The sequence below is a fragment of the Mesorhizobium sp. M1342 genome, from assembly GCF_040317955.1.
Lineage (GTDB): Bacteria > Pseudomonadota > Alphaproteobacteria > Rhizobiales > Rhizobiaceae > Mesorhizobium.
The window spans coordinates 42,566-57,819 of record NZ_JAMYLI010000022.1; the positions used below are offsets into that span (position 1 = coordinate 42,566).

Consider the following 15,254-nt stretch of genomic DNA (forward strand, 5'->3'; position numbering starts at 1 on the left):
GACTCCGTCTCAACGCTACGCACTTGAACTGGTCAGACGGCGTCGTTTTCCCAGCGGTCGAGGAACGCTTCGATCGGCATTGCCTGCATGTCGGGAACCGCTCTGGCGAGCTTTTCGACCGGCCAGTCCCACCAGGCGAGAGCTTCGATCCGCGCCGCCATATCCGGAGCGAAGCGTGGCCGGAGTGCCTTCGCCGGCACGCCGGCGACGATCGCATAGGACGGCACGTCACGCGTCACCACGGCGTTGGCGCCGATGACGGCACCGTTGCCGATGGCGACCCCAGGCATGATCACCGCGCCGTGGCCGATCCAGACATCATGGCCGATGGTCACCGCTTTCGCTTGCCGCCGCTCGCGGAAGGCGGCATCGACGCCCAGCCAACGAAAATACTCGTTCGGCCGGTAGCTGAGCTTGTGCTGGGTCAGCCGCTCTATGGGATGCTCCAGCGCATTGATGCGGCTGTTGGCGGCGATCGAGCAGAATTTGCCGATCGTCGTGTAGATCGCTTCCGAATGGCGTTCAAAATAAGAGAAGTCGCCGACATTCACCTCGCGCAGCACCACTCGCTCGCCGATCGAGGCATAGCGGCCGAGCTTGCACGCCTTCAGCTCCGCGGTCGGATGGATGCGTGGCTCGGGGTCTTTCGGGACGAGGTTTTCGGAACGGTCCATGCCGGCGGCTTTACCCCCGAGCGATTGGTCCCGCAAGCGGGACCAATCGTCCGAAGGTCGGCAGCCTGTTACGGCTTGCCTTTGCTCCACACCACGTTCTGACCGTAGAGCGGCACGGTGGTGACCGACATTTTGGCCGAGCCGTTCTGCACCTGGCGCGAATGCGAGAGATAGATCAGCGTCTCGTTGGCCTTGTCGTAGATGCGGTTCACCACCTGCTTCTTCCAGATCAGGCTGATGCCTTGCTTGAACACTTCCTCGCCGCCCTCTCTCATGTCGATGTCACCGATGGTGATCGGACCGGTCTGGCGGCATGAGATCGAGGAATCGGACGGATCCTCGAACCAGTTGCCCTTGTGCAGGCGATCGATGATGCCGCGATCGAAATAGGAGACATGGCAGGTCACGCCCTCCACTTTCGGATCCTTGATCGCTTCGACGATGATGTCGTTGCCGAGCCAGTCGACGCCGATCTTGCCGACTTCCTCGGCGACCGCGGCACCGGCGCCAAGGACAACGCACGCGGCCAATGCGCCGCCGATCAGTTTTCGCCCAATCAGTCCGTGCCCAACCAGTCGTCGCAAACTAGCCTCCTGCGGTTCGAGTTGCCGGTCACAGGTGGGGCGAGCAGCCCGGCTTTGCAAGCAGATAGGTCGACACCGCCGCGGTTGCGGCAACGCGGCACTTTGCCTGTGCGAGGCCGAACCGCTAAGACTGTCGCACAGGCGCGGCATTGAGCCGGCGCGGCGATTTCTGCAGACGGACTTTTGATGATGATGCGTTCTATCCTGGTCGGCATTCTCGTCCTGATGGCGGCCGGCATCGGCTGGCTGACCTTCGACTGGTACCGCGGCCACTATGGCGGCGAACCGTTCGGGGCCGCCTTCACCCTGGTCGACCAGAAAGGCACGCCGATCACCGAAGCCGCCTTCAGGGGGCAGCCCAGCGTCGTCTTCTTCGGCTTCACCCATTGCCCCGAGGTCTGCCCGACCACGCTGTTCGAACTGGCCGGCTGGCTGAAGACGCTCGGCGACGACGGCAAGAACCTGCACGCCTATTTCGTCTCGGTCGATCCCGAGCGCGACACGCCGGAAGTGATGAACGCCTATGTCAGCAATTTCTCCGACCGTATCGTCGGCATCACGGGCGCTCCGGACAAGGTCCATGCCATGGCCAAGTCGTTCGGCATCTACTGGAAGAAGGTCGACACCGGCGACGGCGACTACACGATGGACCACACCGCCTCGGTGCTGCTGCTCAACGCCAATGGCGACTTTGCCGGCACCATCGCCTACGGCGAAAGCGCCGATACGGCCATCGCCAAGCTGAAGCGGCTGGCGGCGAAAGGCTGATTACCTTTTCATGACCCAGACGCGCCTTTACTTCACCACCGGAAAGATCGAGTCCGTCAGCATTTTCGCGGCGCTTGAGGCAGCCTTCGAGGAAGAGGGGCTGCCGATCGCCGTCCTGGAGGTCGACGAGGACAAGGACATCCACGAAGTGTCGCTCTATGCCGATGGCGACGTCGATGCGGTCGAGACCCGCTTGAACGAGATCCTTGCCGGCCTTTCCCTATCGAAGCCGATCAAGCGCGAGGCCCTGCCCGACATCGACTGGGTGGCGCATTCGCTGGAAGAGCTGAAGCCGGTGCGTGCCGGCCGTTTCTTCGTCCACGGCGCGCATGACCGCCGCAAGCGCCACAGCGGTGAACTGGCCATCGAGATCGAGGCCGGCCTCGCCTTCGGCACCGGTCACCACGGCACCACAGCCGGCTGCCTGGAAATGCTGGAGAAAGTGGTGCGGCGCGAGCATCCGCGCAATGCGCTCGACCTCGGCACCGGCAGCGCGGTGCTGGCGATCGCCGTCGCCAAGCTGGCGCATATTCCTGTGCTGGCCACCGACATCGATCCGGTGGCGGTGCGGGTGGCTGCCGCCAATGCGCGGCTCAACCACGTCAAGGCACTGGTGGAAACAGCAACCGCGCCTGGCTTTCACCATCCGATCTTCGGCAAGCGCGCGCCCTTCGATCTGATCGTCGCCAACATATTGGCGCGGCCGCTGATGCGGCTGGCGCCGCAAATGGCTGGTCACATCGCACTTGGCGGCTCGGTCGTGCTGTCAGGCATCCTCGAGCGTCAGCGCGACGCCGTCATATCGGCCTATGTCGGCCAGAATTTTCGCCACGTGCGCACCTTGCACCGCGAAGGCTGGGTGACGATCCATCTGAAGCATTGAGGCATGCAGGCCGGCAACGACCGAGCTTGGACCAAGTTCCGCCGATTGTCAGCCAAGCGATGCTGTAGCAGGTTGCGCCCAGCGGAAATCGATTCCGATTTCCGCGACCGTACGCTACGGTTGCGCTGACCGCAGGAGGCCCACAATGTTCCAGACCTTCGATTCCGCCGGCGACCCGGCCGTCGGCAAGCCACGCCTGGCGCTGCTGCGCCAATGGCTTGAAGCCAACGGGCTGGACGGCTTCATCGTGCCGCGTGCCGACGAGCATCAGGGCGAATATGTCGCCGACCGCTCGGCGCGGCTGAAATGGCTGACCGGCTTCAGCGGCTCGGCCGGTGTCGCCATCGTCCTGCGCGACCGCGCCTTCGTCTTTGTCGACGGGCGCTACACGCTGCAGGTGCGCAGCGAGGTCGATCTCGACGTCTTTTCGATCGAAAGCCTGGTCGACAATCCCCCGGCCGTCTGGCTGAAAGACAATCTTGGCAAGGGCGCACGGCTCGGCTTCGATCCATGGCTGCACACGATCAGCGAGGTCAAGGCGCTGCAGGCCTCGGCCGACAAATCAGGCGCGGTGCTGGTGCCGCTCGACAAGAACCCGATCGACATCATCTGGAAGGATCAGCCCGAGGCGCCGGTGGCACCCGTCGAGCTTCACCCGATCGGCTTTGCCGGCGAGCTTGCCAAGGACAAGCTGGCGCGGCTGGCGGCGGCAATCGCCAAGGATGGTGCCACCCATGCGGTGCTGACCGACCCCTCCTCCATCGCCTGGGCCTTAAACATCCGTGGCGGCGACGTGCCGCACACGCCGCTGGCGCTCGGCTTCGCCATCCTCGCCGCCGATGGGTCGCACCAGCTTTTCATGGATAAGCGCAAGTTCTCGCGCCAGGTCGCGGCCTACCTCACCCAGCTCGCCGAGCCGCATGAGCCCGGCGAATTCGAAGCGGCGATTGCGGCACTTGCCAAGAGTGGCGCGAAAATCGCGCTCGATCCGGTGCTGGCGGCCGACAGGCTGCGCATGCTGGTCGAGGCCAATGGCGGCACCGTGATCGCCGCAGCCGACCCCGCCCGCATCCCGCGCGCCACCAAGAACCAGGCCGAAATCAACGGCTCGCGCGCCGCGCATCGGCGTGACGGTGCCGCCGTGGCGAAGCTTCTGTGCTGGCTGGAGCGGCAAAAACCCGGATCGCTCGACGAGATATCGGTGGTCACCCGGCTGGAGGAACAGCGCCGGCAGACCGGCGAAGAGACCCAGATGCCGTTGCGCGATGTCTCCTTCGACACCATTTCGGGCGCCGGCCCGAACGGTGCCATCATGCATTACCGCGTGTCGCGCGCCACCAGCCGTAAGCTGCAGGCCGGCGAGCTGTTCCTGCTCGATTCCGGTGCGCAGTATCAGGACGGCACCACCGACATCACGCGCACCGTGCCGATCGGCCAGCCGACGCAGGAGATGCGCGAACGCTTCACCCTGGTGCTGAAAGGCATGATCGGCATTTCCACCTTGCGCTTTCCCGCCGGCACGCGCGGCTCCGAGATCGATGCCGTCGCGCGCATGGCGCTGTGGAAGCACGGTTGCGACTTCGCCCACGGCACCGGCCATGGCGTCGGCTCGTATCTGGCCGTGCATGAAGGGCCGCAGCGTATCGCCCGCACCGGCACCGAAAAGCTGCTCGAAGGCATGATGCTGTCCAACGAGCCGGGCTACTACAAGGAAGGCGCCTACGGCATCCGCATCGAGAACCTGATCCTGGTGACGTCGGCGCAAGAGATCGAGGGCGGCGATATCGCCATGCACGGCTTCGAGACGCTGACGCTGGCGCCGATCGACACAAGACTGGTGCAGTCGGACCTCCTGACGCGCGACGAGTTGCACTGGCTGGACACGTACCATGCGCGCGTGCTGACCGAGATCGGCCCGATGCTCGACGGCGAAACGCTGGCCTGGCTGGAGAAGGCGACAGCGCCGCTGCCGCACGACGCGAAGATTTGATTTTCTGAGGCGCCGAGGGCGTGTCGAGATTCAGGTCAGGACGAGCCGAAAACGATGGGTTCCGAGAACCGGAGCGGAGCGTACTTTTGGGTACGTGAGCACCGGAAGCGCAGGAAGCCGCCGTTTGCAGGCCGTCATCACCTGAATATCGATACGCCCTACCCGACGAACTGCCGGGCAACGATCAACATCGCCGCACCCGCCAGAAACATCGCCATCAACCCACCGCGCAGCGAGACGACCGCGGTGACCACCAGTGCGGCCCATTCCGCCGGCCCGGCATTCAACAGTTCCGGCGCCACCAGCGTCGTCAGCACCGCCGCCGGCACGGCGTTGAGACCGGCCTCGACGCGCGGATGGATGGTTTCGAAGCGGGAGATGACCAGATGCCCGCCGATGCGCGTCAGATAGGTCGCGATTGCGCCGGCGATGATGATCCAGAAGGTCGTGCTCATGGCCGTGCCTTTACGCCGCTGTGATGGGGAGGCAGGATGACCGCCAGCAGCACACCGGCAACAGCGCCAATCGAGACATGCCAAGGCGAGCCGACCGTCTTGTAGGCGATGATCGAGGCGGCGGCGCTGGCGACGACCACCGGCAGCCACAGCGGCCGCTTGCGAAAGCCCAGCACGAGACCGAGGAAATAGATCGGCAGCAGGAAATCGATGCCGAGCGCATGCGTGTCGGGGATCAGCTTGCCGAACAGTGCGCCAAGCGCGCTTTCAACGATCCAGAACAGATAGACCGGCAAGCCAAGCCCCAGATACCAGGCAAAGCCGACCGTCTGGCCCGATTGCGCCCGCGCTTCGGCTACCGCGAATTGCGGATCGGTGAGGATGAAATAACCAAGTGCCTGCTGGATGACAGGCCAGTGCGCGATGCGCCGGCCGATGCCTGCGGAATAGAGCACGTGGCGGAAATTGACGGCGAAGATCGACAGCACGATCAGCCACGGCGCCACATGCTGGCCGAACAGCTGGATGCCGACCATCTGGCTGGCGCCGCCATAGACCAGCGCGCTCATCAGGAAGGCTTCCAGGACCGAGAAACCATTGTCGACGGCGAGCGCACCGAACAGCACCGCAAACGGCGCCGACGCCACCACGACTGGCATCGACAGCCGCACGCCCTGCCAGAAATCGCTTCTATCGCCGCTCTCGGAAATTACGTCCGTCGCCATCAACCACTCCTGATGCATGTCGCCCAAAAGTGGGATAACGACATGCACAACAACAAGGGAATGGCGGTATGTAGGTGGCGCGGCCTGCGCTGTCACACGAATTCGCTTGAGCCAAATGATCAGCGGAAATGATCGACAAGGCGCCTTGTCGAAGGGCTAGAAGGCGAGAACCTTGCCCTCGATCGCCCTGCCCCAGTCGAGCAGCGGCTTGGCGCGCAAGGTGAAATCGACGAGTTCGTCGACCAGATCAGCCGTATGGATTCCGGCCGGATCGATGACATGCTGGACATAGAAATGCCGGTGGCGGATGGCGGCGACCAGATCGGGATCGCTGATTTCCTCGAAGCCGCGTGGCGTACGCTTCATACGACCTTCGGTCTCGAGTTCAAGCCGGTTCTTCTTCAACGCCGCCACGAGGCCGCGAAAATTGTCCGGCTTCGTCGCAATAGCCTTGCGCATCGCCAGCAGCAGCGCCGGCTCCGGCTGCCACCAGGCAATGTCGGCAAAGCAGCGTTCAAGCCCGATATGGACGTAGAACACGCCCTGCTCCATCTTGGTGCCGTCGGGCGACAGGATGGCCGACAAATGCCTGTTGTAGGGCCGCTTGTCCTTGGCGAAACGCACGTCGCGATTGATCCGGAACAGCGACTTCTTGCGGTCGCCGCGCAGGCCGAGACCTGCCTCCGCGAAGCGCTCGGTCAGCGTCTCGACGAGATCACTGAGCGGATCGCGCAACTCCTGTTCGAAGAGGTCGCGATTCTCCAGGAACCACTCGCGGCTCTGGTGGAAATCCAGCGCCTTGAGGAACGGAATGGCTTTGGGGCCGAAGCCGCTGAACGGTCCGGTCATGCCTTGCCGATCCGCACCAGCCAGGCATCCTCGTCGATCACCTCGATGCCGAGTTCGCTGGCGAGCTTCAGCTTGGAGCCGGCACCTGGCCCGGCCACGACAAGATCGGTCTTCGCCGAAACCGAGCCCGCGACCTTGGCGCCGAGGCGCTCCGCCATCGCCTTGGCTTCGGAGCGTGTCATCTTCTCCAGCGAGCCCGTGAACACGACCGTCTTGCCGGCGACCTCGCTGTCGGCCGAGACGTTGACGATATACGGCTTCGGCTTGACTTGGCGGAGCAACGCGTCAAGCACGTCGTCATTGCGCTCATTGCCGAAGAAGTCGCGCAAAGCATCGATCACGGTATCGCCGATGCCGTTGACCGAGGGGAAAACCGTATGTGGATTCTCCGCTGCCGCTGTCTCCTTGCCGACGCGGATCAGCTCCTCGATGGTCGAGAAGGTGCGGGCAAGCACGGCGGCCGTCGTTTCACCGATATGGCGGATGCCGAGCGCGAAGATGAAGCGGTCCAGCTCCGGCTCGCGGCGCGAATCGATGGCGGCGAACAGCTTGTCGAGGCCCTCATAGTTGCGATCCTCGACGCTGCGCACATTCTTGCGTGTCTTGCCCGATGCGGCCTCGCGCTGCCTTGCCTGCTCCTCACGGCGCTCGGCCAGCGCCCTGGTGACAGCCGGACGGCGGTCCCTGAGCGTGAAGATATCGGCGGCGGTCTTGATCAATCCCGCATTGAAGAACGTGTCTATGTTTTCCGCGCCGAGCCCTTCGATGTCCAGGGCGCCGCGTGACACGAAGTGGCGCAATCCCTCCACCGCCTGCGCCGGGCAGATCAGTTCGCCGGTGCAGCGCCGGCGGGAATCTTCCTTGCCGGTCTTTTCGTTGATCTCGCGCGTCGCCGGCGAGCCGCAGATCGGGCAAGTGTGAGGGAACTCGTAAGGCACCGCATCAGCAGGCCGCTTGTCGATGACGACGCTGACGATCTGCGGAATGACATCGCCTGCCCGCTGGATCACGACCGTATCGCCGATGCGCACATCGATGCCATCTCGGATCGGCTCGCCGGTACTGTCCAGGCCCTTGATGTAGTCCTCATTGTGCAGCGTGACGTTCTCGACCACGACGCCGCCGACAGTGACCGGCGCCAGCCGCGCAACCGGCGCCAGCGTACCGGTACGACCGACCTGGATGTCGATCTTCTGCACGGTCGTCATCGCCTGTTCGGCCGGGAATTTGTGCGCGACCGCCCAGCGCGGTTCGCCGGTGACGAAGCCCCATCGGCGTTGCAATTCCAGCTGGTCGACCTTGTAGACGACACCGTCGATATCGTAGCCGAGCGCCGAGCGCTGCTCCTCGATCCGATGATAATGCGCGATCAACTCCTCGGCCGATTTCGCCCGCACCATCAGCGGACTGATCTTGAACCCCCACTCGGCGAATTTCTGTACCGAATCATATTGGGTCGGAGCGGGATCCGCCGAGGTGTAGCCCCAGGCATAGGCGAAGAATTTGAGGTTGCGGCTGGCGGTGACGGACGGATCCTTCTGGCGCAGCGACCCGGCCGCCGTATTGCGCGGATTGACATAGTCCTGGCCGCCGGCCGCTGCCGAGCGTTGCTTCAGCGCCTCGAATTCCGCATAGGTCATATAAACCTCGCCGCGGATCTCGATGGTTTCGGGCCAGCCCGAGCCTTTCAACTTCGCAGGGATGTCGGCGATAGTCTTCAAATTGGCGGTGATGTCTTCGCCGACGGCGCCGTTGCCACGCGTCGCGCCCTGCACGAACACACCGTTCTCGTAGCGCAGCGAAGCCGACAGCCCGTCGATCTTCGGTTCGGCGGTGAAGGCGATGTCGAGCTCCTTGTCGCGATCGAAGAACCGCCGCCCGCGTTCGATGAAATCCGTGACGTCATCGTCGGTATAGGCCTTGGCAAGGCTGAGCATCGGCACGGCGTGGCGCACCTTGGTAAAGCCTTCCGCGGGTGCTGCACCAACCCTCAGCGATGGCGAGTCCTCGCGAACCAGCGCTGGAAAGCGCTCCTCGATGGCAAGGTTGCGCCGTGCCAGCGCATCATATTCTGCATCGGTGATAACTGGCGCGTCTTCGGTATGGTAGCGCCGATCGTGCTCGGCGATCTCTTCCGCGAGGCGCTTCAGCTCGGCTTCGGCCTCGCTTTCGGTCAGGGCATCGACTGGTTTTTCGGACATGGTTTTGCACCTGGCTGCTGTTGGCCCGGGACAATAGATCAGGATTCGGATGGAAGGGAGCTGAATTCTGACAAAACCACGCCGAAACAGCAGGATGGAGCCATATGCTGACTCTGTTCGTGCGTCGAATTTCACCAGTTAGAGGCACCCCCGATCGGGAAGCAGCGCCATCAGGAAACGGCGGTATTCTCGCGCAGCAATCGCTCGGCGGCGGCGCGCGCCTCGTCGGTGATGGTGGCGCCGGCCAGCATGCGCGCGATCTCTTCCTGCCGCGCCGGCCGATCCATTTCGGCAATGCCTGTGGCGACACGGTCGGTGGTGCCGGATTTGGAGATCAGGAAATGCGTCGCCGCGCGCGCCGCCACCTGTGGTGCGTGCGTCACCGACAGCACCTGCACGCGCTTCGACAGCCGCGCCAGCCGCTGGCCGATAGCGTCGGCGACAGCGCCGCCCACACCGGTGTCGATTTCGTCGAACACCAGCGTCGGTGCCGAGCCGCGGTCAGCCAGCGCCACCTTCAGCGCCAGAAGGAAGCGCGAAAGCTCCCCGCCGGAGGCCACTTTCATCATCGGCCCTGGCCGCGTGCCTGGATTGGTCCGCACCCAGAATTCGATCTGATCGATCCCCTCTTCCATGCGGCTTTCGACCTCGCTCTTCATTTCCACGATAAAGGCGGCGCGTTCGAGCTTCAGAGCCGGCAATTCCGCCATCACCGCCTTGGTCAGGCCGACCGCCGCCGCATGACGAAGCGAGGACAGCTGCGCGGCGGCAATGTCATAGGTCTCGCGCGCGGCAGTGGCCTGCTTTTCCAACCCGTGCAGGCGCTCCTCGCCGGCATCGAGATCGGCGAGATCGGCCGACATCGTGTCGCGCAGCTGCGCCAAATCGTCGACGGCGACGCTGTGCTTGCGCGAGGCCGCACGCAGCGAAAACAGCCGCTCCTCCGCCTTCTCCAACCGCTGCGGATCATATTCGGTGGCGCGCAGTGCAGCCTCGACCCCCGATTGCGCCGCGTCGAGCGAAAGCATCGCCTCATCGAGCGATTTGACGACATCGTCGAGCAGGCCGGGCGCCTCCGTCACTTTGCGCTGCAGCCGCCGCAGCAGGCTGGCAAGTTGCGGCAAGGGCGAGGACGGGCCGGACAGCACATCCTGCGCATCATGGATTTCGGAAGCGATCTTCTCCGCTCGCATCATCGACGCCCGCAGTTCGGCGAGATCGGTCTCCTCGCCCGGCTGCGGATCGAGCTTCGTCAGTTCCGCCACCGCCGCGCGCAAATAATCAGCCTCGCGCGCCGCCGCCGCCACCTTGGCGCGGTGTCGCGACAGCTCCTGCTCGCAGGCGCGCCAGTGCCGCCATGCCTCGCCGGTCGAGCGGACGGCGCCGAGATGGCCACCGAAAGCGTCGAGCACCTCGCGGTGCGCTCCGGGATCGACCAGCGCGCGCTCGTCATGCTGGCCGTGGATCTCGACCAGCGCGCGCCCGACATCGCGCATCAGGGTGACGCTTGAAGGCTGATCGTTGACGAAGACGCGGGTGCGGCCGTCCGCCGTCTGCAGGCGGCGCAGGATGATGTCGCCGTCATCCTCGATCGCATTGTCGGCAAGCAGCGTACGCGCCGGATGGTTACGCGGCACGTCGAAGACGGCGATGACCTGCCCCTGCGCCGCGCCATGGCGCACCAGCGAAGCATCGCCGCGCGCTCCGAGCGCCAGCGACAAGGCATCGAGCAGGATGGATTTTCCGGCACCGGTTTCGCCGGTCAGCACCGAAAGACCCGGCTGGAAGTCGATATCCAGCTTCTCGATCAGGACGATATCGCGGATCGACAGTCTGGAAAGCATCAGAACCCAAATCTAGAACGGCACGCGACGGTTTGGAGTCGCAGCGCCGCACTATCTTTTTGTTTGAGCACCGGATCAATCCGAAAAAGCGCACGCTTCGATCCGAGTGCTCCAGGCAGGTTCCGCAAAAGTGTCGTGCGGTTTTGCGGCTAAAACCCGCGACAAGCAACAAAACCAGGCAGACGGCGCGTTGGTGAAGCCTGCAACGTCTGCTTGGGATCAGGCGCCGGTGATCATCTTTCCGGCCTTGGATATCCACGACCCGGCATTTTCGCGCGGTGCAAGCCCATTGCTCTGCAAGAGCTTGTAGGAATCCTTGTACCATGAACTGTCAGGGTAATTGGTGCCGAGCACGGCGGCGGCGGTCTGCGCCTCCGAGGTCAGGCCCATCGCGTAATAGCTTTCGGTCAGGCGGGCGAGCGCCTCCTCGACATGGCGGGTGTTGGAATAGTTCTCGACCACGGTGCGGAAGCGCTTGACGGCGGCGATGTATTCACGCCGCTCGAGATAGTAGCGGCCGATCTGCATTTCCTTACCGGCCAGCTGATCGTTGGCGAAGCGGATCTTTTCCTTGGCGTCGTCGACATATTCCGATGTCGGCCAGCGCGTGACCAGATCCTGCATCGTCTGGACGGTCTGACGCGCTTCCTTCTGGTCCTGCGTCACGTCCTTGATCTGACGGTAGTAGCTCAAGCCGATGATGTACTGCGCATAGGCGGCGTCATCGGTCGACGGGTAAAGCGTGAGATAGCGCTTGGCCGAGCCGATCGCCTCATCGTAATTGCCCTGGCGATAGTCGGCGAAAGCGCCCATCACCATCGATTTGCGGGCCCATTCCGAATAGGGATGCTGGCGGTCGACGGCGTCGAACTTCTTGCTCGCCTCCTGCAGGCGCCCGGCATTGAGATTGGCAAGGCCCTGATTGTAGAGAACATCGGCCGGCTCGGTCTGATCGACATAGGTCGACAGGTCGATATCTTTCTCCGACGACATGCAGGCCGACAGAAAGAGCGATGGAACAACTACTGAAAGCGCCAGGAAAACAGCCCTCTGCGGTGCTTTCAATTGACCAACTCGCTTGAAGAACATGATTGGATCTCGCCCTTTCGGCGCTATTTCAATGCCAGTTGCATGCCATTGTTTCAAAACTGGTCCCACTTTTGAACGACATGCATTAATCGACGGCAGCAGCCATAAACCATAACCGCCTTGCCCGGCAACGCTATCTCCGGCCAATCGCACATTTTTGTGGCGGCCGGACGCAGCTTGGACGTCAATGCAATTTCACTGGCGAGTGGTGCATTCCTGCCACACGCGATACCGCCCATGGAACCCGAAAAACCCCCGGGAAATCAGATCATCCAGGGCGCGTAGAGTGGCGCATTGACGGCGTTCATCTCGGCGCTGCGGCCACGCTCGCGGCGTGTCGTCTCGACGATTTCGAATGCCGTGCGGTCCGAGAGCAGACGGCGCAGGGCCGCGGCATTCATCCTGTGGCCGCCGCGATAGGAGCGAAAGCAGCCGATGAAGCGGGCGCCGGCCAGCGCCAGGTCGCCCATGGCGTCCAGCGTTTTATGGCGCACGAATTCGTTGGGATAGCGCAGGCCGCCCATATTGATGACGCGGTTGTCATCACCGATCACCAGCGAGTTCTCCAGCGAGGAGCCGAGCGCGTAGCCTGCAGCCCACAGCCGCTCCACATCCTTCATGAAGCCGAAGGTGCGGGCGCGCGCGATGTCGCGACGGAAAATATCGGCATTGAGGTCGGAGGCGAACAGCTGACGACCGATCGCCGGACTTTCGAAGTCGATCTCGATCTCGAAACGGGTCCCGTCATAGGGCCGAAACTCCGCCCAGGAGGCGCCGTTCTCGATGCGGACCGGCTTGATGACCCTGATATAGCGGCGCTTGACCGAAAGCGTCTCGATGCCAGCCTGGTCGATGGCTTCGACGAACGCCATGGCGCTGCCATCGAAGATCGGAACCTCGGAACCATCGATCTCGACAGCGACATTATCGATGCCGAGCCCAAACAGCGCCGCCATGATGTGCTCGACCGTGGCGATGTGCTCGCCGGCGGGATCACCAAGCATGGTGCACAGGTCGGTGGCACCGACTTCCGAGACCAGGGCACGAAACTCGCGGCCCTGCTCCGCACCGTTGAAAAGCTGGAAAACGATGCCGCTGTCGGCATCCGCCGGCACAAAGCTGATGGACACTTCCTTGCCGCTGTGGACGCCGGTGCCGGTAAGCGACGCGCGCGTCTTCAATGTCGTCTGATAGTCGTGCAAGACAATCCCCATAAGCCCGTAATGCCTAGGTCCGCTTCTCCAGCCCGAGGGCGCGGCTCTTGTGTGAATCGGCTGGCAGGGCGACTTCCCCCGAAATCCCGGCAAACCGATGATGGTAGGCGGCGAAGATAATGTCCCGTCAGGGAGACTCCAAATCACGGTTTCTTACTCTGTGTAACCGCGATCTGGAATGCGTGCGACTTGGTAAGTGGTTGAAATCACGTCATTTAAAATGTTAACAGGCAAGCGATTCCGCGCTTGCCTGTTAACAAATGTTACAGTCCGTTACCAATCAGTTGGCCTGGCGGCGCAGGAACGCCGGAATCTCCAGCTGATCGTCTTCCTGAGTCGTCCTCACCTGCGGCGTCAGGCGGCCCTGATCGTCGAGCTGGCCACGGCGCGGCGCATAGAGCTGCGCATCCTGGCTGGCGAGACGGCGCACTTCGGGCGCTGCCTGGCGTAGCTTGGGCTCGCGCGGCTGCGCCGGCTGCAGTCGTGCGGGTTCTTCCTCGCGGCGGGTCAGACCATTGGTCAGGCGCTTCAGCAGGCCCATCGGTCCGCTGTTATTCTCGTGATCGACCGGGCGGCTCTTGGCATCCACCTCGGCCTTGACGACCGGCGGAAAGTCCTCGACGCGCGGCATACGCTGCGGCGCCATGGCAACCGGCTGCGGCGCTTCGCGCTGCAGCATCTCGCGCGGCTGCGGGGCCGGCTGCATCTGCTGGACCACCGGCTGCGGCATCGGCTGGGCGGGCGGTGCCTGGAAGATCTTGCTCTGCGGGCGGAAATCTTCAGCGTGGGCGACCGGGGCCGGGCGCGCCTGCGCCATGGCCGCGGCATTAGCTTCGGCCAGATGGATGGCTTCCGCGACCGGGTCGACAGCGCGTGGCTCGTATGCCGCCTGCTGGACAGGCGCCGGACGAACCTCCGCGATCTGAGCCGCCGGGCGGTTGGCCGGCTTCGGAGGCGCCGTGCGGATCGAGATCGGCGCGGCGGCGATTTCAGCCGCCGACTTGTCGATGCCGGTGGCAACTACCGAGACGCGGATGACGCCTTCGAGTTCCTCGTCGAAGGTGGCGCCCAGGATGATGTTGGCGTCCTGGTCGACTTCCTCGCGGATACGGGTCGCGGCTTCGTCGACTTCGAACAGCGTCAGGTCGCGGCCGCCGGTGATCGAGATCAGCAGGCCCTTGGCCCCCTTCATCGAGGTCTCGTCGAGCAGCGGGTTGGCGATCGCCGCTTCGGCGGCGGCCATCGCGCGGCCCTCGCCGGAAGCCTCGCCGGTGCCCATCATCGCTTTGCCCATCTCGCGCATGACGGAACGGACGTCGGCGAAGTCAAGATTGATCAGGCCTTCCTTGACCATCAGGTCGGTGATGCAGGCGACACCGGAATAGAGCACCTGGTCGGCCATGGCGAAGGCGTCGGCGAAGGTGGTCTTGTCATTGGCCAGCCGGAACAGGTTCTGGTTGGGGATGACGATCAGCGTATCGACGCATTTCTGCAATTCCTCGATGCCGAAATCCGCGGTCTTCATGCGGCGCTGGCCTTCGAAGTGGAACGGCTTGGTGACGACGCCGACGGTGAGGATGCCCTTTTCGCGCGCCGCGCGGGCAACGACGGGAGCAGCACCGGTGCCGGTGCCGCCGCCCATGCCGGCGGTGACGAAGCACATATGGGTGTTGGTCAGGTGATCGAGGATTTCATCGATGCACTCTTCCGCCGCCGCACGGCCGACTTCCGGCTGCGAGCCGGCGCCAAGGCCTTCGGTGACATGCGCGCCGAGCTGGATCAAGCGGCCCGCCTTCGACATGGTCAGCGCCTGCGCGTCGGTGTTGGCCACCACGAACTCGACACCGCGCAAACCGGCGGTGATCATGTTGTTGACGGCATTGCCGCCGCCGCCGCCGACACCGAACACGGTGATGCGCGGCTTAAGCTCGGTGATGTCCGGCTTCTGCAGATTGATGGTCATTGTCTCCGTCCTTTG

The 15,254-nt window shown here is 63.6% G+C and carries 13 protein-coding genes; 3 read left to right on the top strand and 10 right to left on the bottom strand.

Annotated features, from left to right (window positions below; all coding sequences use genetic code 11):
- Positions 1–32 precede the first annotated feature (32 nt).
- Entirely contained in the window at positions 33–674 is a 642-nt protein-coding gene (locus NKH06_RS22290) for a DapH/DapD/GlmU-related protein (protein WP_352753401.1), read from the bottom strand.
- Between the two features lie 68 nt (positions 675–742).
- On the bottom strand, positions 743–1,258 hold the full coding sequence (locus NKH06_RS22295; RefSeq protein ID WP_352442247.1) for a CreA family protein: 516 nt from the start codon (positions 1,256–1,258) through the stop codon (positions 743–745).
- A gap of 189 nt (positions 1,259–1,447) precedes the next feature.
- On the opposite strand from NKH06_RS22295, the gene NKH06_RS22300 reads away from it, so the two are divergent.
- From NKH06_RS22300 to NKH06_RS22310, 3 genes are all read left to right on the top strand, one after another.
- On the top strand, positions 1,448–2,026 hold the full coding sequence (locus tag NKH06_RS22300) for an SCO family protein (protein ID WP_128303538.1): 579 nt from the start codon (positions 1,448–1,450) through the stop codon (positions 2,024–2,026).
- A 10-nt stretch (positions 2,027–2,036) separates the two neighbouring features.
- Entirely contained in the window at positions 2,037–2,909 is an 873-nt protein-coding gene (locus tag NKH06_RS22305) for a 50S ribosomal protein L11 methyltransferase (RefSeq protein WP_352442246.1), read from the top strand.
- 145 nt (positions 2,910–3,054) lie between these two features.
- Positions 3,055–4,899: an aminopeptidase P family protein gene (locus NKH06_RS22310; protein ID WP_352442245.1), complete on the top strand. Its 1,845-nt coding sequence runs from the start codon at positions 3,055–3,057 to the stop codon at positions 4,897–4,899.
- 158 nt (positions 4,900–5,057) lie between these two features.
- On the opposite strand, the gene NKH06_RS22315 is transcribed toward NKH06_RS22310, so the two are convergent.
- The 8 genes from NKH06_RS22315 to ftsZ all read right to left on the bottom strand — a co-directional run bounded on the left by NKH06_RS22315 (position 5,058) and on the right by ftsZ (position 15,239).
- Positions 5,058–5,354 (bottom strand): AzlD family protein, encoded by a 297-nt coding sequence (locus NKH06_RS22315; protein WP_352442244.1) that lies wholly within the window; start codon positions 5,352–5,354, stop codon positions 5,058–5,060.
- Positions 5,351–6,079: an AzlC family ABC transporter permease gene (locus NKH06_RS22320; RefSeq protein WP_352674464.1), complete on the bottom strand. Its 729-nt coding sequence runs from the start codon at positions 6,077–6,079 to the stop codon at positions 5,351–5,353. The genes NKH06_RS22315 and NKH06_RS22320 overlap by 4 nt, the downstream gene beginning before the upstream one ends.
- Positions 6,080–6,235: 156 nt before the next feature.
- A complete protein-coding gene (locus tag NKH06_RS22325; protein ID WP_352894017.1) occupies positions 6,236–6,928 on the bottom strand; it encodes a DUF2461 domain-containing protein in 693 nt (230 codons plus the stop codon).
- Positions 6,925–9,129, bottom strand: a complete 2,205-nt coding sequence (ligA, locus tag NKH06_RS22330; protein ID WP_127296004.1) for an NAD-dependent DNA ligase LigA — start codon at positions 9,127–9,129, stop codon at positions 6,925–6,927. Before ligA ends, NKH06_RS22325 begins: the two co-directional genes overlap by 4 nt.
- Positions 9,130–9,299: 170 nt before the next feature.
- Positions 9,300–10,973: a DNA repair protein RecN gene (recN, locus tag NKH06_RS22335; protein WP_352442242.1), complete on the bottom strand. Its 1,674-nt coding sequence runs from the start codon at positions 10,971–10,973 to the stop codon at positions 9,300–9,302.
- Between the two features lie 219 nt (positions 10,974–11,192).
- Positions 11,193–12,062, bottom strand: a complete 870-nt coding sequence (locus NKH06_RS22340; protein WP_023813133.1) for an outer membrane protein assembly factor BamD — start codon at positions 12,060–12,062, stop codon at positions 11,193–11,195.
- A 263-nt stretch (positions 12,063–12,325) separates the two neighbouring features.
- Positions 12,326–13,276, bottom strand: coding sequence for a UDP-3-O-acyl-N-acetylglucosamine deacetylase (gene lpxC / locus NKH06_RS22345; protein ID WP_352894021.1), 951 nt, complete (start codon positions 13,274–13,276; stop codon positions 12,326–12,328).
- 280 nt (positions 13,277–13,556) lie between these two features.
- The gene (gene ftsZ / locus NKH06_RS22350) at positions 13,557–15,239 is read right to left on the bottom strand and encodes a cell division protein FtsZ (RefSeq protein WP_352551797.1); all 1,683 of its coding nucleotides are present in this window, start codon (positions 15,237–15,239) and stop codon (positions 13,557–13,559) included.
- Positions 15,240–15,254: the final 15 nt, after the last annotated feature.